General features: G+C 70.0%; 11 protein-coding genes and 1 pseudogene. 7 read left to right on the top strand and 5 right to left on the bottom strand.

Translation table 11 applies throughout. The features are described from left to right. The first annotated feature begins 119 nt into the window (after positions 1-119). Positions 120-629 carry a hypothetical protein gene (locus ACFWHU_RS09935; RefSeq protein WP_387224553.1) on the top strand — a complete coding sequence of 170 codons (510 nt, stop codon included), beginning with the start codon at positions 120-122 and terminating at the stop codon, positions 627-629. 137 nt (positions 630-766) lie between these two features. Here the strand turns inward: ACFWHU_RS09935 and ACFWHU_RS09940 are convergent. Next, a pseudogene (locus ACFWHU_RS09940) lies at positions 767-901 on the bottom strand (Uma2 family endonuclease); the annotation flags it as partial. Between the two features lie 105 nt (positions 902-1,006). Here ACFWHU_RS09940 and ACFWHU_RS09945 point away from each other — a divergent pair. From ACFWHU_RS09945 to ACFWHU_RS09965, 5 genes are all read left to right on the top strand, one after another. Continuing rightward, on the top strand, positions 1,007-3,058 hold the full coding sequence (locus tag ACFWHU_RS09945) for a thioredoxin domain-containing protein (RefSeq protein ID WP_387224554.1): 2,052 nt from the start codon (positions 1,007-1,009) through the stop codon (positions 3,056-3,058). A gap of 227 nt (positions 3,059-3,285) precedes the next feature. Further along, a complete protein-coding gene (locus ACFWHU_RS09950; RefSeq protein WP_387224555.1) occupies positions 3,286-4,542 on the top strand; it encodes a glycosyltransferase in 1,257 nt (418 codons plus the stop codon). Then, positions 4,539-6,350, top strand: a complete 1,812-nt coding sequence (locus tag ACFWHU_RS09955) for an ArnT family glycosyltransferase (RefSeq protein WP_387224556.1) — start codon at positions 4,539-4,541, stop codon at positions 6,348-6,350. The genes ACFWHU_RS09950 and ACFWHU_RS09955 overlap by 4 nt, the downstream gene beginning before the upstream one ends. Continuing rightward, a complete protein-coding gene (locus ACFWHU_RS09960; RefSeq protein ID WP_387224557.1) occupies positions 6,347-7,612 on the top strand; it encodes a glycosyltransferase in 1,266 nt (421 codons plus the stop codon). The genes ACFWHU_RS09955 and ACFWHU_RS09960 overlap by 4 nt, the downstream gene beginning before the upstream one ends. Positions 7,613-7,674: 62 nt before the next feature. After that, positions 7,675-10,050: a galactose oxidase-like domain-containing protein gene (locus ACFWHU_RS09965; RefSeq protein WP_387224822.1), complete on the top strand. Its 2,376-nt coding sequence runs from the start codon at positions 7,675-7,677 to the stop codon at positions 10,048-10,050. An 84-nt stretch (positions 10,051-10,134) separates the two neighbouring features. On the opposite strand, the gene ACFWHU_RS09970 is transcribed toward ACFWHU_RS09965, so the two are convergent. Both ACFWHU_RS09970 and ACFWHU_RS09975 read right to left on the bottom strand, forming a co-directional pair. Next, positions 10,135-10,764, bottom strand: a complete 630-nt coding sequence (locus ACFWHU_RS09970) for a TetR/AcrR family transcriptional regulator (protein ID WP_387224558.1) — start codon at positions 10,762-10,764, stop codon at positions 10,135-10,137. A gap of 52 nt (positions 10,765-10,816) precedes the next feature. Next, positions 10,817-11,530, bottom strand: a complete 714-nt coding sequence (locus ACFWHU_RS09975; RefSeq protein WP_387224559.1) for a hemolysin III family protein — start codon at positions 11,528-11,530, stop codon at positions 10,817-10,819. A gap of 239 nt (positions 11,531-11,769) precedes the next feature. Here ACFWHU_RS09975 and ACFWHU_RS09980 point away from each other — a divergent pair, with 239 nt between their 5' ends. After that, positions 11,770-13,632 (top strand): phosphoenolpyruvate carboxykinase (GTP), encoded by a 1,863-nt coding sequence (locus ACFWHU_RS09980; protein ID WP_385791202.1) that lies wholly within the window; start codon positions 11,770-11,772, stop codon positions 13,630-13,632. 96 nt (positions 13,633-13,728) lie between these two features. On the opposite strand, the gene ACFWHU_RS09985 is transcribed toward ACFWHU_RS09980, so the two are convergent. Beyond that, positions 13,729-16,158, bottom strand: a complete 2,430-nt coding sequence (locus ACFWHU_RS09985; protein ID WP_387224560.1) for an endonuclease/exonuclease/phosphatase family protein — start codon at positions 16,156-16,158, stop codon at positions 13,729-13,731. A 293-nt stretch (positions 16,159-16,451) separates the two neighbouring features. Beyond that, positions 16,452-16,868: a hypothetical protein gene (locus tag ACFWHU_RS09990; RefSeq protein ID WP_387224561.1), complete on the bottom strand. Its 417-nt coding sequence runs from the start codon at positions 16,866-16,868 to the stop codon at positions 16,452-16,454. Positions 16,869-16,887: the final 19 nt, after the last annotated feature.

Genomic DNA, 16,887 nt, shown 5'->3' on the forward strand with positions numbered 1-16,887 from the left:
CACGTGAGGCTCAACTGACGCTCTGTCAGGGCGAGTTGGGATTTCGCGGGGGATCGGTGCGGTTCGGCATGCTACGCGCGTAGTTGAACCTCCCCGTCCCCCACCGAAGAGGAAAAACCGTGAACAAGGTCATCAGAAGCGCCGCGATCGGCATCTCCGCTCTCGCCCTCGCGTTCTCGTTCCCCGCGGCGGCCCAGGCCGCCCCCGCCGACACCAAGGCTCCCGCGGGCGCGCTGGCCAAGCTCAGCCACGCCACCGCCGCAGCCCAGCTCAGCAACGCCGGAATCGGCATCCGCTCCAGCGGCGGCTGTTCGAACCGCAACAACCCGACCTGTACCTCCCTCGACCAGGTCAACTCCGCCTCCATCCAGGGCGCGATCACCCTGAAGAACGCCAGCGGCTGCGGCCTGACCGTCACCGGCGGCACGGAGACCGGCCACGCGTCGGGCACCTACAGCCACTGGAACGGCTACAAGCTCGACTTCGCCATGTCGAGCTGCCTGACCAACTACGTCACCGGCACGTTCACCTCCATCGGCGGCAGCAAGTGGCAGTCGGGCGCCGGCAACATCTACTACAACGAGGTCAACCACTGGGACGTGACCTTCTACAACTGCGGCGGCTGCTGACCAGCCCCACACCTGACCTGCGCAGAACCAGAAGGGTGCTCCCTCGCACACGGGGGCGAGGGCGCACCCTTCTGTTGCTTTCCCCTGTGCTCGGTCACCAGGGGATGATCTTCCGGCGCTGTCAGACGGTTCCCAGATCGACGGTGACGGAGAAGGGCGCCGCGGCCGTCGACGATCTCGATGCCGGCGCACTGCTCCTCGGACCAGGAGTCGTACTGCTCCGCGCTGATCCGCGCATTGATCCACGCGGGCGCCACCGTCTCGGAGGCCACGGCGATCTCCTTCGAGGATTGGGCGCGGCCCGCTCTGAGCCGCGCCGGGGCCGCGTGGCTGAGCCGCCGACCGTTTTCGTCGGCGCCGTGAGCGAGGATGGTCGTATGCCGAACCGCCTTGCAAAAGCCACGTCCCCGTATCTGCTTCAGCACGCCGATAATCCGGTCGACTGGTGGCCCTGGGCGCCGGAGGCTTTCGAGGAAGCCCGGCGGCGCGATGTGCCCGTGCTGCTGTCCGTTGGCTACTCCGCGTGCCACTGGTGCCATGTCATGGCCCACGAGTCCTTCGAGAACGAGGCCACGGCGGAGTACCTCAACGCGCACTTCGTCAGCGTCAAGGTCGACCGCGAGGAGCGGCCCGACGTCGATGCCGTCTATATGGAGGCGGTGCAGGCGGCGACGGGGCAGGGCGGGTGGCCGATGACCGTCTTCCTCAACGCGGAGGCGGAGCCGTTCTACTTCGGTACGTACTTCCCGCCCGCGCCCCGGCACGGCATGCCGTCCTTCCGGCAGGTCCTCGAAGGCGTCAACTCCGCCTGGACCGACCGGCGTGCGGAGGTCGGCGAGGTCGCCGGCCGGATCGTAGGAGAACTCGCAGGGCGCTCCCTCGCACACGGGGGCGAGGGCGTGCCCGGCGAGGAGGAACTGGCGCAGGCGCTGCTCGCGCTGACGCGGGACTACGACGAGAAGCACGGCGGCTTCGGCGGCGCGCCCAAGTTCCCGGCGAGCATGGTGGTGGAGTTCCTGCTCCGTCACCACGCCCGTACCGGGGCCGAGGGCGCGCTCCAGATGGCTTCCGACACCTGCGAGGCGATGGCCCGCGGCGGGATCTACGACCAGCTCGGCGGCGGGTTCGCCCGTTACTCGGTCGACCGCGAGTGGGTGGTTCCGCACTTCGAGAAGATGCTCTACGACAACGCCCTGCTCTGCCGCACCTACGCGCGGCTGTGGCGGGCCACCGGGTCCGATCTCGCGCGGCGGGTCGCGCTGGAGACCGCCGACTTCATGGTGCGTGAACTGCGCACCGCCGAGGGCGGGTTCGCCTCCGCGCTGGACGCGGACAGCGACGACGGTACCGGGAAGCGCGCCGAGGGTGCCTACTACGCCTGGACACCCGGACAGCTGACGGACGTACTCGGCGAGGACGATGCGGAGTTCGCCGCCCGCTACTACGGCGTGACCGAGGAAGGCACCTTCGAGGAAGGCGCCTCGGTCCTCCAACTCCCGCAGGGTGAAGGGGTCGTGGACGCGGCGCGGGTCGATTCCGTACGGCAGCGGCTCCTTGCGGCCCGTGACACCCGGCCCCGCCCGGAGCGGGACGACAAAATCGTCGCCGCCTGGAACGGCCTCGCGATCGCCGCGCTCGCCGAGACCGGCGCGTACTTCGGACGGCCGGATCTCGTCGAACGGGCGACCGAAGCCGCGGATCTCCTCGTGCGGGTGCACATGGACGAGACGACGCGGCTGGCCCGTACCTCCAAGGACGGCCATGTCGGCTCCAACGCCGGTGTGCTGGAGGACTACGGCGATGTCGCCGAGGGCTTCCTCGCGCTCGCCGGGGTGACCGGCGAAGGCGTCTGGCTGGACTTCGCGGGATTCCTCCTCGACACCGTCATCGAGCGGTTCACCGGCGAGGGCGGCGCCCTGTACGACACGGCGCACGACGCCGAGCCGCTGATCCGCAGGCCCCAGGACCCGACGGACAACGCCACCCCGTCCGGCTGGACCTCGGCCGCCGGAGCCCTGCTCTCGTACGCCGCCCACACCGGCTCGGAGGCCCACCGCACCGCCGCCGAAGGGGCCCTCGGCGTCGTCAAGGCGCTCGGACCGCGCGCTCCGCGCTTCATCGGCTGGGGTCTCGCCGTCGCCGAGGCGCTGCTCGACGGACCGCGCGAAGTCGCCGTGGTGGGTCCGCGCGGTGACGCCGCGACGGCCGAGCTGCACCGTACGGCGCTGCTCGGGACGGCGCCGGGAGCCGTCGTCGCGGTCGGTGAACCGTCGGGCCAAGAGGCGCCCGGTGAGGCGGAGTTCCCGCTGCTGGCGGACCGGCCGCTGGTCGACGGACGGGCCGCCGCGTATGTGTGCCGGGGCTTCGTCTGCTCGATGCCGACCACCGAAGTGGACGTCCTCGCGGAGCAGTTGACCGTACGCGTGTAGCAACGACCGCTCCGCACGCACAGTTCGGGCCGGTTGTGAAGCATGCAAAATCGGACGTAATCACAGAGTTCATCGAATTGGCCCCTCTGTCGTCACACTTCCCCCCTATCTTCATCACGAAGGGCACGCAGTAAGTGCGCATGGGGGGCATGCGTACAGGGTGATACCGGGGGGACCGGCGGCCAGGGGGGCCTTGCCGCGGTTCACCCTTGGCCGAGGGGGGCCATGTGGTCACGTCCGTATTCATCGCTGCCATTTCGCTGGCGCTGTTCTGGATGGCGGCGTTCACGTTGTGGTGGCAGATGCACGCCTGGCGTACGCCGGAGACGCTGGCGGCGACACGATTCGACCGGCCCGACGGGGGGCCGGCACGCTCGTTCTCGCTGCTCCTGCCCGCCCGTCATGAACAGGCGGTCCTTGAACACACCATCGAGCGGCTGCTGGAATCCAGCCACTCCAGTTTCGAGATCATCGTCATCGTGGGGCACGACGACCCCGAGACCGCGGAGGTCGCCGAGCGGGCCGCCGCCCGCGATCCCGCCCGGGTCCGGGTCGTCGTCGACACCCATCTCGCGAAGAACAAGCCCAAGGCGCTGAACACGGCGCTGCCGCACTGCACCGGCGAGGTGGTCGGGGTCTTCGACGCCGAGGACCAGGTCCACCCGGAGCTGCTCACCCATGTCGACCACGCCTTCCGCTCCACCGGCGCCGATGTCGTCCAGGGCGGCGTCCAGCTGATCAACTTCCACTCCAGCTGGTACAGCCTGCGCAACTGCCTGGAGTACTTCTTCTGGTTCCGCAGCCGGCTCCACCTGCACGCGCAGAAGGGCTTCATCCCGCTGGGCGGCAACACCGTCTTCGTCCGCACCGACGTGCTGCGCGCCGCAGGCGGCTGGGACCCCGACTGCCTCGCCGAGGACTGCGACCTGGGCGTGAGGCTCTCCAGCATCGGCAAGAAGGTCGTCGTCGCCTACGACTCCGACATGGTCACCCGCGAGGAGACGCCCGACTCGCTGGTGTCGCTGCTCAAGCAGCGCACCCGCTGGAACCAGGGCTTCCTCCAGGTCTACCGGAAGAACGACTGGCGCCAACTGCCCACGCCCGGACAGCGGTTGCTTGCCCGCTACACACTGATGACACCTTTCTTCCAGGCGACCACCGGCGTCGTCATCCCGCTCAACGTGGCCATCGCGCTCTTCCTCGACGTACCTGTCGGGATCGCCTTCGTCACCTTCCTGCCGGCCGTCACCGCGCTGGTGACATTCGTGTTCGAGCTCGTAGGGCTCCACGACTTCGGCAAGCAGTACGGACTCAAGGTCCGGCTCGCGCACTATCTCAAGCTCGTCGTCGGCGGCCCCTTCTACCAGGTGCTGCTGGCCGGCGCGGCCGTCCGCGCCGTGTGGCGCGAGCAGCGTGGCCGTCGTGACTGGGAGCTGACCAGCCATGTCGGCGCGCATCTCACCCGAGAGGACATCCACGCGTGACCTCGACCCTCCCCGCGGAGGCGACGGAGACGGCCACCGGCCGGACCACCGAAGTCGTCCCCGCGAAGATCCCCCCTGCCCCGGGCAGGACGACCGCCCCCGGCACGAGGCCCGCACCGGGCCAGGCCGGGACGGGCGACCAGCACCAACTCGACCAACAGCGACCCGACCAGCACCAGCTCGACCAACGGCCGCACGACAAGCGGCGGTTACTCATACGGCCCGTCGTACGCTTCCGTACCTCGCGCGCCGATCTGGTCCTCTGCGCGGCCCTGCTCCTGGTGATCATGGCCGTCCAGGGCTGGAACATCCAGCACTACCCGACCCTCAGCGACGACGAGGGCACCTATCTCGCCCAGGCCTGGGCCGTCCAGCAGGGCGACGGACTCGCCCACTACACCTACTGGTACGACCACCCGCCGCTCGGCTGGATCCAGATAGCAGCGCTCACCTGGCTGCCCTCGCTCATCGCGCCCGAATCGATGACCGTCGGCGCCATGCGCTTCGCGATGCTGCTGGTCAGCGCGGCAAGCGCGGTACTGCTCTACATACTGGCCCGGCGTCTGTGGCTGCCGCGCTGGGCCGCCGCACTCGCGATGGGGCTGTTCGGACTCTCCCCGCTCTCGGTCGTGCTGCAACGGGAGATCTTCCTCGACAACATCGCCGTCATGTGGATGCTCCTCGCCTTCTGTCTGGCGGCGTCGCCCAACCGGCATCTGTGGCACCACTTCGCCGCCGGAATCGCCGCCGCCGTCGGGGTGCTCACCAAAGAGACGATGCTCATCGTGCTGCCCGCCGTGCTGGTCACGATGTGGCGCAACGGTCACCCCGACACCCGTAAGTTCGCGGTCACCGGAGCCATCACGGCCTGCGCGCTCATCGGCCTCTCGTATCCTCTCTTCGCCCTGCTCAAGGGCGAGTTGCTGCCCGGCGACGGCCATGTGTCGCTGTGGGACGGCGTCACGTACCAGATGAGCAGGCCCGGCTCCGGCTTCGTCCTCGACACGGGATCCGGCTCGCACGGCGTCCTGCGGTCATGGCTCTACTACGACCGGATCCTGCTGCTCGGCGGCATGGCCGGCGCGCTTCTGCTGCTCCTGACCGTCCGCTGGTCCGTCACCGCGCGGGCACTCGCCGGACCCGCCCTGGCCGTGGCGATACTCACCGCCGTCGCGATGCGCCCCTCCGGCTACCTCCCGGCGATGTACGTCATCCAGGGGCTGCCGTTCCTCGCCCTGATGCTCGCGGGGGGCGCGGCCAGCGTCTCGCACGCGCTGCTGCGCAGAGGACGCCGGCCGGACGAGCCACGGGGACTGACCGCCGTACGGTGGACGGCCGTCGTCGCGCTCGTGGCGGCCTCCGCCGCGTACGTCGCACCCCGCTGGTACGAGGGCAACCGCACCGCGTTGACCGCCGACGCCAACGCCCCCTACCGGGCCGCCGCTTCATGGATGGCGACCGAGGTCCCCGACCCGGCCGGCACCCGCGTCCTGGTGGACGACGCGATGTGGCTGGACCTGGTGCACGCCGGATACCGGCCGGGGCTCGGCGCCATCTGGTTCTACAAGGCCGACCTGGACCCCGCCGTGACGAAGACGATGCCCGGCGGCTGGCGCGACATCGACTACGTCGTGGCGTCACCGACCGTCCGGCGCGATGCCCGTGACCTGCCAAGAGTGCGCGACGCGCTCAACCATTCCGAAGCCGTGGCCGTCTTCGGGGACGGCGAGGACCGGATCGAGATCCGCCGGATCACGGACGCTGCGGACGTCGCGGGAACCGCCGGAGCCGAGGGAGGCGAACGATGAGCATTCTTCCTGTCCCTCCCCGGGGGACCGGTGAACTCGGCGACGTGGAGCTGGAGTCGACGGCGGTGGCCGAGCCCGGCGCCGTCACCGTCATCATCCCGACGTTCAACGAGGCGGCGAACGTACGGGAGTTGCTGCGCCAGCTGACGGAGTCCGTACCGTCCAGGCTGCCGTGCGAGGTGCTGTTCGTGGACGACTCCACCGACGGCACCCCGGAGGCGATCGAGGAGGCCGCGCAGGACTGCCCGTTCCCCGTCGCCGTCATCCACCGCGACGAACCGGTCGGCGGCCTCGGCGGCGCGGTCGTCGAGGGGCTGCGCACCGCCTGCTCCGAATGGATCGTCGTCATGGACGCCGACCTCCAGCATCCGCCGTCCCTGGTACCGGAGTTGGTCGCCGCCGGTGAGCGGTCGAACGCCGATCTCGTGGTCGCCAGCAGATACGTCGACGGCGGCAGCAGGGCCGGACTCGCCGGCGGCTACCGCGTCGCCGTCTCGCGCGCCGCCACCTGGCTGACCAAGGGCCTGTTCCCGCGCCGGCTGCGCGGCATCAGCGACCCGATGAGCGGCTTCTTCGCCATCCGCCGCAGCGCCGTCACCGCGGACGCGCTGCGCCCGCTGGGCTACAAGATCCTGCTCGAACTGGCCGTACGGTGCCGGCCGCAGCAGGTCGCGGAGGTGCCGTTCGTCTTCCGCGACCGGTTCGCGGGCGAGTCCAAGTCGACGGCCAGGGAAGGGATGCGGTTCCTGCGGCATCTCGTCGAACTGCGCACGGCGTCGCCCCTCGCCCGGATGGTGGCCTTCGGGCTGATCGGACTGACCGGCTTCGTACCGAACCTCCTGGCGCTGTACGGGCTGACGGGCGCGGGCATGCACTATCTGCCGGCCGAGATCGTCGCCAACCAGTTCGGGGTGGCGTGGAACTTCGTCCTCATCGAACTGCTGCTGTTCCGCGGCCGGCGGGCCCACCGGCACTGGGCGGACCGGGTGGGGCGCTTCGCGCTGCTCGCCAACGCCGATCTGCTCCTGCGGATACCGCTGATCGCCCTGCTCGTCGGGGAGTTCGGGATGGCGGTCATGCCCGCGACGGTGCTGGCGCTGCTCGCGACGTTCGTGCTGCGGTTCGCCGGGACCGAGGCGCTGGTGTACCTGCCGAAGCGGGGTCGGGGGCGCTCGCGCTCGCGCGGACGCGATGCCGAGCCGGAGGGCGCCGGCGCGGACCGCACCCTCTCCGCCACCCGTACCGAGAGGAGCGGCCGATGACCCCCTTCCGCAGACCACCCGCCCGGCGCAGCCGCCGTACCGCGCTGATCGCCGTCACCGCGATGACCGCCGGGCTGCTGCTCAGCGTCCAGCAGCCCGCCACCGCCGGTCCCAACCTCGTCAAGAACCCCGGCTTCGAGACCCCCGGCGCCGGAGGCGGCGCCGCGATGCCGGACTGCTGGTCGCAGTCCGGCTGGGGCGACAACGACTTCACCTTCGCCACCGTCGCCGACGCGCACAGCGGCACCAAGGCGCTCAGGGTCGAGCTGACCCGGCGGGTCGACGGCGACCGCAAGGCGCTGGTCACCGAGTCGGCGGCGTGCGCGCCCGCCGTGGAGGAGGGGAAGCAGTACGACCTCTCCCTCTGGTACAAGTCGACGACACCGGACGCGGCGATCACGCTCTTCCGGCACGACACGACGGCCGGCTGGCAGTACTGGACCGACCTCAAGACCCTTGACCTCAGCGCCGGTTACCAGCGCGCGGAGGTCCGTACCCCCGTCGTACCGCCCGGCACCGACCGGATCAGCTGGGGCGTCTCCGTCTTCGGCACCGGCAGCGCCACCACGGACGACTACGGCATGGAGGAGGTCACCGTCCCCGCGCCCGACCCGGAGTGCACGGGCACGGCCGCCGACTGCGCCGACGGCCGCTGGGAGGTGCTGGAGACCGAGAACCCGGTGCGCTCCATGCACTCGGTGGTCCTCAACAACGGCAAGGTGCTGCTGATCGCCGGTTCCGGCAACGACCCGGAGCGGTTCGAGGCCGGGACCTTCACCTCGGCGGTGTACGACCCCGAGGACGGGACGTACACGACGATCCCCACGCCCGACGACATGTTCTGCTCCGGACATGTGCAACTCTCCGACGGCCGCGTGCTGGTGATGAGCGGCAACAAGGGCTATCCCTCGGCGGACGGCACCATCGGCTACCAGGGCTACAAGGACTCGTACGTCTTCGACCCGGCCACCGAGACGTACAGCAGGACCAACGACATGAACGACGGGCACTGGTACCCGTCCGCCACGATCATGGGCAACGGTGACGTGCTGTCCTTCGGCGGGCTGCGCGAGGACTCGTCCGGCTCGGTGACGGCCGAGCGGTGGTCGGCCGCCGAGGAGGAGTGGCTGCCGCTCTGGCAGGTGAACCAGACCTGGTCGTACTGGGGTCTGTACCCGGCGATGGTGCTGATGCAGGACGGCCGGCTCTTCTACACCGGCAGTCACACCTTCGGCAACGGCACACCCGGCACCGGTTCCTCGATCTACGACTACGACGCCAACACCGTCACGGACGTGCCCGGCCTGCGGGACAAGGACGAGCGCGACCAGTCGGCGAGCGTGCTGCTGCCCCCCGCCCAGGACCAGAAGGTGCTCACCATCGGCGGCGGGAACATCGACTCCAACCCGGAGGCGAACCGGCTCACCGACATCATCGACCTGAAGGAGCCGAACCCGCAGTACCGGGCCGGGCCGCCGCTGCCGCAGGGCACCGTCGACCTGGGCGGCCCCGGCGGGCCGCAGCCGCAGACCGGCGCGCAGGGCAAGATGTACGGCTCCGCGGTGCTGCTGCCCGACGGCAAGGTGCTGGAGACGGGCGGCGCGCTGCACAACCGGGCCAACCCGGTCTTCTCCACCTCGGTCTTCGACCCGGTGACGGAGACGTACGACGTGGTGGCCACCGACCCGGAGGCGCGCGGCTACCACTCGTCGGCGTTCCTGCTCCCCGACGGCCGGGTGATGACGACGGGCGACAACCCGGGCAACGGCTCCTGGAACCACCAGGTGTCGCTCTACACACCGCCGTATCTCTTCAAGGGGCCGCGCCCGGAGATCACTTCGCTGATCGACCCGGAGTGGAACTACGGCGACACGCAGCGGATCACCGTCGACCGGCCCATCGCCAAGGCCGAGTTGATCCGGCCGGCCGCGGTGACGCACTCGTCGGACCCCAACCAGCGGTTCGTGGACCTGCCTTTGACGGTCGACGGGAACACCGTCGACCTGAATGTGACGGGAAATCCGAATCTGGCGCCGCCGGGGTGGTACATGCTCTTCGCGGTCGACGCCAACGGGGTCCCGTCGGTGGCCGAGTGGGTGAAGCTGGGCGGCCCGGCGGCGCTTGCGGAGAAGTCGGCGCACGGCCAACATCACGACTTCGCGGGCGAGTTGGCGAAGCCCGCCAAGAAGCCCGCGAAGAAGCGGAGTTCGGTGCCGGTGAGCCCGCAGATCTCGGGCTGCGACCGGCACTACGGCTCGGCCAACGTCTGCGTGCCGACGGTCTTCCCTCAGGCGGTGAAGGCGACGAAGCGCAAGACGGTGACGCAGGCGCGCTGCGACTGGCTCGCGTCGCACGGCTACGGAGCGCTGAAGGTCAACGGCAAGGACGACCCACTGCGTCTGGACCCGGACGGGGACGGGAGGGCGTGCGCGAGTTAGTCCTGGACGGCAATTGAGCCTGTCCGGCGATCGAGGGCGAACCGCCCCAACGGGCGGACCCGGCAGATCCGATCCGGACCGCCTCTACAGCGCGAGTCCGCCCTTGAGCGTGTCGAGCGCGCGGTCGACGAGCACGGCCAGATCGTCCTTCTGGCCGTGCTCGGCCCAGTAGATCGTCACCTCGCGCAGCGCCGCCAGCACCGAGGCGGTGAAGACCAGGACCTCCAGGTCGCCTTCCTTGCGCCCCGTGCGGTCCGCGACGGCGCGGGACAGCAGGAGCGAGGTCTCCGCCATCGTCTCCGTCATCCTGGCCCGTACGGCGGGGATCTCCAGCATCAGTCTGCTGCGCCGGCCGAACTCCCGGGGCTGGTCTTCGAGGATCGTCTCGACGGTCTGCCGCAGCACGGACCGCACCGCCTCCAGCGGCGGCTCGCCGGCAGGGCGGGCGCGGACGGCCGCCTCCATGACGGGGTCGAACTCGTCGGTGAGGACGATGTCTTCCTTCGTCGGGAAGTAGCGGAAGAGGGTGGACGGGGAGACCTCGGCCGCCGCCGCGATCTGTTCGATCGTGGTCGTCTCGTAGCCCTGCTCGTCGATGAGCCGGTACGTCGCCTCCCGGATCGCGACGCGGGTCTTGAGCTTCTTGCGTTCGCGCAGGCCCAGCCGGGGCTGTGGCGCGTCGTCGCCGGGAGGGGGAGGTGCGGAAGCGGCCATGCCGCTTATTGTCCGGCATCGCGCGGGGGAGCCGCTTCGGCGGCGGGCCTGGTCAGGAGTGCTGGTAGGCCACCAGCGAGATCCCGACGTAGTGCGTGACGAACGCGGCGAGCGTCAGGGAGTGGAAGACCTCGTGGAAGCCGAACCACCGCGGTGACGGGTTCGGTCGCTTGAGCCCGTAGATCACGCCGCCCGCGCTGTAGAGCAGCCCGCCGACGATGATCAGGACGAGGACGACGATCCCGCCCGTACGCATGAAGTCCGGCAGGAAGAAGACCGCGGCCCACCCCATCGCGATGTAGCAGGGGGTGTAGAGCCAGCGCGGGGCGCCGACCCAGAAGACCCTGAACGCGATGCCCGCCGCCGCCGCGCCCCAGACCGCCCAGAGCAGCGTCCGGCCGGTGGAGTCCGGCAGCAGCAGCATGGTCAGCGGGGTGTACGTGCCCGCGATGATCAGGAAGATATTGGCGTGGTCGAGCCGGCGCAGTACGGCCTCGCCCCGAGGGCCCCAAGTGCCGCGGTGGTAGACGCCGCTGACGCCGAAGAGCAGGCAGGCCGTGGCGACGTAGATCGCGCAGGCCACCCGCGCCTTGGTGGAGTCGGCCATGGCGATCAGCACGATTCCCGCGATCACGACGGCCGGGAACATCCCCATGTGCAACCAGCCGCGCATCATCGGCTTGACCGGGGTCGGCAGCTGGATCTCGGTCGGCCCCCCTTCGGGTGGTTGGGGGTTCGCGAGCGAGTCGGACGCGGGAGAAGTCATGCGCTCATGCTACCTACGGGACCGTAGGTTCCGGGTGGCTGTGTGGCAGGCCCGACATCCCGCGTAGCGGGAGGGAGCGGGGCGGAGTGGCGATGCTCACGTGTGCGGCCCTCTGGACAGATGGGCGCGGGCGTCGGATGATCAAATGAGTGCGGTCGGCACCGGATGAGCGGTAACGAAGCATCCGGGTCGCAGCCCCCACGGGGCATACACCTACAAACCCTCACCAAGGAGTAACCGTGGCGCGCGACGCAGGGATTTCCAACGGAGACCCCCTCAATCCCGTGGCTCCCACCGCCCCGACCGGCCACCAGGAGCTGATCTCCTGGGTCGACGAGATCGTGGCTCTGACCCAGCCGGACCGGGTGGTCTGGTGCGACGGCTCGGAGGCCGAGTACGAGCGCCTGTGCGGGGAGCTCGTGGCGAAGGGCACGTTCACGAAGCTCGACCCGATCAAGCGCCCCAACTCGTACTACGCGGCCTCCGACCCCACCGACGTGGCGCGCGTCGAGGACCGCACCTTCATCTGCTCCGAGAAGGAGGAGGACGCGGGCCCCACGAACAAGTGGAAGGCCCCGGCGGAGATGCGCGACATCTTCACCGGCGAGCAGGGCGTCTTCCGCGGCTCGATGCGCGGCCGGACCATGTACGTCGTCCCGTTCTGCATGGGCCCGGTCGGCTCCCCGCTCTCCGCGATCGGGGTCGAGATCACCGACTCCGCGTACGTCGCGGTCTCCATGCGCACGATGACGCGCATGGGGCAGCACGTCCTCGACGAACTCGGCGACGACGGCTTCTTCGTCAAGGCCGTTCACACGCTCGGCGCGCCCCTTGAGGCGGGCCAGGCCGACGTGCCGTGGCCGTGCAACTCCACCAAGTACATCTCGCACTTCCCCGAGGACCGCGAGATCTGGTCGTACGGCTCCGGATACGGCGGCAACGCGCTGCTGGGCAAGAAGTGCTACGCGCTGCGCATCGCCTCCGTCATGGCGCGCGACGAGGGCTGGCTCGCGGAGCACATGCTGATCCTCAAGCTCACGCCCCCGCGCGGCGAGTCCAAGTACGTGGCCGCGGCCTTCCCTTCGGCCTGCGGCAAGACCAACCTCGCGATGCTGGAGCCCACGATCTCCGGCTGGACCGTCGAGACGATCGGCGACGACATCGCGTGGATGCGGTTCGGCGAGGACGGCAGGCTGTACGCGATCAACCCGGAGGCGGGCTTCTTCGGCGTCGCGCCGGGTACCGGTGAGCACACCAACGCCAATGCCATGAAGACGATGTGGGGCAACTCCGTCTTCACGAACGTCGCGCTCACCGACGACGGCGACGTGTGGTGGGAGGGCATGACGGAGGAGCCGCCCGCGCACCTCACGGACTGGAAGGGCAACGACTGGACCCCGGAGTCCGGGACCCCGGCCGCCCACCCCAACGCCCGCTTCACCGTGCCGGCCGGCCAGTGCCCGATCATCGCGCCCGAGTGGGAGGACCCCAAGGGCGTCCCGATCTCGGCGATCCTCTTCGGCGGGCGCCGCGCCTCCGCCGTACCGCTGGTGACGGAGTCGTTCAACTGGCAGCACGGCGTCTTCCTCGGCGCGAACGTCGCCTCCGAGAAGACCGCCGCCGCCGAGGGCAAGGTGGGCGAGCTGCGCCGCGACCCGTTCGCGATGCTGCCGTTCTGCGGCTACAACATGGGCGACTACATGGCCCACTGGGTCAAGATCGGCGCCACGGCCACGGCCAAGGGCGACGAGTCCAAGCTCCCGAAGATCTACTACGTCAACTGGTTCCGCAAGAACGAGGCGGGCAAGTTCGTCTGGCCCGGCTTCGGCGAGAACGGCCGCGTACTGAAGTGGATCGTCGAGCGCCTTGAGGGCAAGGGCGAGGGCGTCGAGTCCCCGATCGGTATCCTCCCGGCGAAGGGCGCCCTGGACACCAAGGGCCTCGACCTCTCGGACGCGGACCTGGACTTCCTGCTCACGGTCGACAAGGAGGTCTGGCGCGAGGAGGCGTCCCTGGTCCCGGCCCACCTGAACACGTTCGGCACGCACACGCCGCCGGAGCTGTGGGACGAGTACAACGCGCTGGTGAACCGCCTGTCCTGACCCGTCCCACGGGACGCACCCCCGACCACCCTCCGAGAACGGCCCCCGGAGCCCATCCCTCACGGCTCCGGGGGCCTCGGCGTGCTCGTCGGGGTCCTACTTCAGGCGGACGACCTGCGGGTCGTGGTCGCTCGCCTGGTCGGCGAACTCCGCGTTGATGTGGACCACGTCGTACCCGGGCTTCTTGATGCCCGGACTGACCAGGATGTGGTCCAGGGTCTGGGAGTTGCCGTCGTAGACGTAGCTGTAGCGCTCGTTCCTTGGCAGCTTGTCCATCAGGTCGGTCAGGATTCCGCCGCGGGTGAGGACGGCGACCGGCTTGGAGAACTGGTAGTCGTTCAGGTCACCGAGGACGACGACCTTGGCCTTCCTGTCCTTGGCGAGCAGCCCGGCGACGAAGTCGTGGACCTCCGTCGCCTGGGTCAGCCGCTGGGTCTCGGAGCCGAGCGTCGGCGGCTGGAAGACGCCGTGCGTGGGCTGGTCGCCGCCCTTGGAGTTGAAGTGGTTGCCGATCACGAAGACCTGCTCGCCGCGGAAGGTGAACTCGCCGACCAGCGGCTTGCGGCTGCTCTTCCAGGCGTCCGAGACCGGGCTGATCCGGCCCGGGGACACGGACAGCGTGATGTCCTTGCCGTGCTTGCCGGTGGTGACGACCTCGGTGGCGGTGGTGGCGTCGCCGCCGGGCCGGTCCACGAAGGAGACCCGCGCCGGGTTGAAGAGGAAGACGTTACGGATGTTGCCGCCCGGCTCACCGCCGTCCGTCTTGTCCGCCGGGTCGACGGAGCGCCAGTCGTACGCCGGGCCGCCCGCCGCCCGGATCGCGGCGACGAACTGCGCGAGGGTCCTGTCCGCGGCGACCGTGCCGTCGTCCTTGGCGCCGTTGTTGTCCTGGATCTCCTCCAGGCTCACGATGTCCGGCGTGGCGAGGTTCTTGACGACGCCCTCGGCCAGCCGGTCGAACTTGGCCTGCGGGTCGGTCGGATCGAGGTTCTCGACGTTGTACGTGGCGACCGACAGCTCGTCGGACCTGCCCTTCTTCGCCACCTCGGGCTTGAGACCGCCCGACTTGACCGTGCCCACAGTGGTCGCCTGGAGGCTGTATCCACCGAAGTTGCCGTAGTCCACCGGGCCGCTGGTCGTACCGGCGAGGGTGTCGCCCACATTGGCCGTGACCTTCTCGCCGGTCAGCGAACCGAGCAGCAGACGGCCCGAGTTCAGCTGGTCGTACGAGGGGTAGACGGTGCCGCCGCGCGGGGTCGGGTTCTGCCTGGGCTTGGTGGTGACCCAGGTCTCGCCGTACGCGTTGGAGGCGCCCACCACGCGGCTGTCGCCGACCTGGACGAGCATGCCCTCACGGGACTCGAACCAGTCCAGCGCGTAGCCGCCGGGCTTCAGCGCGAGCGACTCGATGCTGAGTCCCTTCGCGTCCGGCGCGTAGGTCTCGGGCAGTGAGCCGGCGCCGATCAACTCGGCCCGCGGCAGCGGGTTGCCGGAGGAGAGGACGGCGGTCGTCGGGCCGGTCAGCTCGGTGAGCGACTGGGAGCCGGAACTCTGGCCGCCCGGGTAGTACTCGGTGACCTTGCCGCTGACCACGACGGAGTCGCCGAGCTTCACCTGCGGGGCGGACGAACCGGTGAAGACGAAGACACCCTCGCTGGTGGCCGGGTCGCCGTCCGGCGCGGTGTCCTGGATCCAGAAGCCACGCGAGCCGGTCACACGGACCGCGGTGACCACACCCGGCACGTTGGTGACGGTCTTTCCGGCCTGCGGGGAGATCCGGGTGGTGCCCTGGATGTCGTGGATCCGCAGCTCGCCGGGGGTGGTGTCGGTGGGTGAGGGGGTGGGGGACGGCTCGCCGCCGTCGCCCGCGCCCGCGCTGTTGCGCGGCGACGGCGTCGCGCCGCTGAAGTCGGCGGAGTTGTTGTCCGTGTCCGCGAGCGCCGTGTTGCGCGCCACGGAGTGGGTGTTGTCGGAGCCGGTCGCGGGCGTGTTCTCCCGTACGGTGGCGGTGCCGAAGCCGGCCAGGTCCTTGATGTTCGTGTCGGCCGCGCAGTCGGCGGCGCTCACGCAGGTCAGCGGGGTGGTCGAGCGGACGAGCGCGACGGTGCCGCTGCTCGCCGACATGGCGATGGTGCCGGCCGCGTCGGGGGCGGGCAGCGGGGTGTCGCCGCCGGAGCCCTTGGACTCCTCGACGAGGTAGCTGCCGCCCGCGGGGATGGCGCCCTTGATCTCGGTGACCTGCCACTTGGACGTGGGGCCGGGCGAGCCGCTCAGGTACTGCACGGACCAGCCGGTGAGGTCGAAGGGACCGTCGCCGGTGTTGCCCAGCTCGATGAAGTCGTTGGTGAGGGTGGCACCGGAGTTTCCGCCACCGCCGTACACCTCGGAGATGACGGCGTCGGGGGAGGGCGTCGCCTGAGCGGTGAACGGAAGCGCGATGAGCGATGCGGCCAGGCCGACGGGGAGCGCCACGGCGATCGCCCTGGCACGGCGGCCACGCAGGGCCGGGGGTATGGATGGGGGCACGGAGAGCTCTTTCTTGCGGATGTGACAGGAGGTACGCGTGCGAGTCGTGTGACATGCGTACGAAGCGTGAGGACCCTGGAAATCGGCTCAAGATACGCGCGTAGATAAAACGGCAACAAGACCCTGGACGCGGTAAATGCCAAGTTTTTCCCGACTGTTCGCCGGATTTAACCTGGTTGCCCCGGCGGGGAGTGGAGCTCTCTCAGTCGGGGGCCCGGACCGGCCATCTGCCACAGTGCGCCGGCCATGCCGGTCGCCGTGGCCGGCCGCCGTTCGGGTGCGGCGCCGACCGCTCAGCGGGTGGCGGTGAGGGGCTGGGCGGGCTTCTCCTCCAGGGATCGGAGCGCCGCCGTGTGGGCGTCCATGCGTTGCGCCGTGAGGATCGCCGCCGCCGTGTCCGCGCGGGAAGCGGCGACCACCAGGGCGCGGCCCGCCAGGTCCAGCGCCCGCCGGTGCAGGACGACGGGATCGGGGCCGGATTCCCGCGCCGGCGTACGGAGCGGGGGTGCGCCGCGCAGGCGCGTGATCTGCTGGGCGATCCCGTCTCCCGCGTCCGTGAGTCCCAGGTCGTCGGTGACCGCCAGCAGCGCCGCGAGGTGCCGGGCGAGCTGGATGTTCAGCTCCTCCTCGCGGGTGCGGTGCGGGAAGTCGCTGTTCGCGTCGGCGCCGGCCATGGTGTGTACCGACTTGGTGCGGATCGGCTCGTACATGGGAATGGCCTCCTGGCGT

Source organism: Streptomyces sp. NPDC060366, assembly GCF_042725135.1.
In the GTDB taxonomy this organism is placed as follows: Bacteria; Actinomycetota; Actinomycetes; order Streptomycetales; family Streptomycetaceae; genus Streptomyces.

Bases quoted from the DNA above. Each gene is read 5' to 3' on its own strand.
- ACFWHU_RS09945 (WP_387224554.1), top strand. From the start codon at position 1,007: ATGCCGAACCGCCTTGCAAAAGCCACGTCCCCGTATCTGCTTCAGCAC.
- ACFWHU_RS09960 (WP_387224557.1), top strand. From the start codon at position 6,347: ATGAGCATTCTTCCTGTCCCTCCCCGGGGGACCGGTGAACTCGGCGAC.
- ACFWHU_RS09965 (WP_387224822.1), top strand. From the start codon at position 7,675: ATGACCGCCGGGCTGCTGCTCAGCGTCCAGCAGCCCGCCACCGCCGGT.
- ACFWHU_RS09970 (WP_387224558.1), bottom strand. From the start codon at position 10,764: ATGGCCGCTTCCGCACCTCCCCCTCCCGGCGACGACGCGCCACAGCCC.
- ACFWHU_RS09975 (WP_387224559.1), bottom strand. From the start codon at position 11,530: ATGACTTCTCCCGCGTCCGACTCGCTCGCGAACCCCCAACCACCCGAA.
- ACFWHU_RS09990 (WP_387224561.1), bottom strand. From the start codon at position 16,868: ATGTACGAGCCGATCCGCACCAAGTCGGTACACACCATGGCCGGCGCC.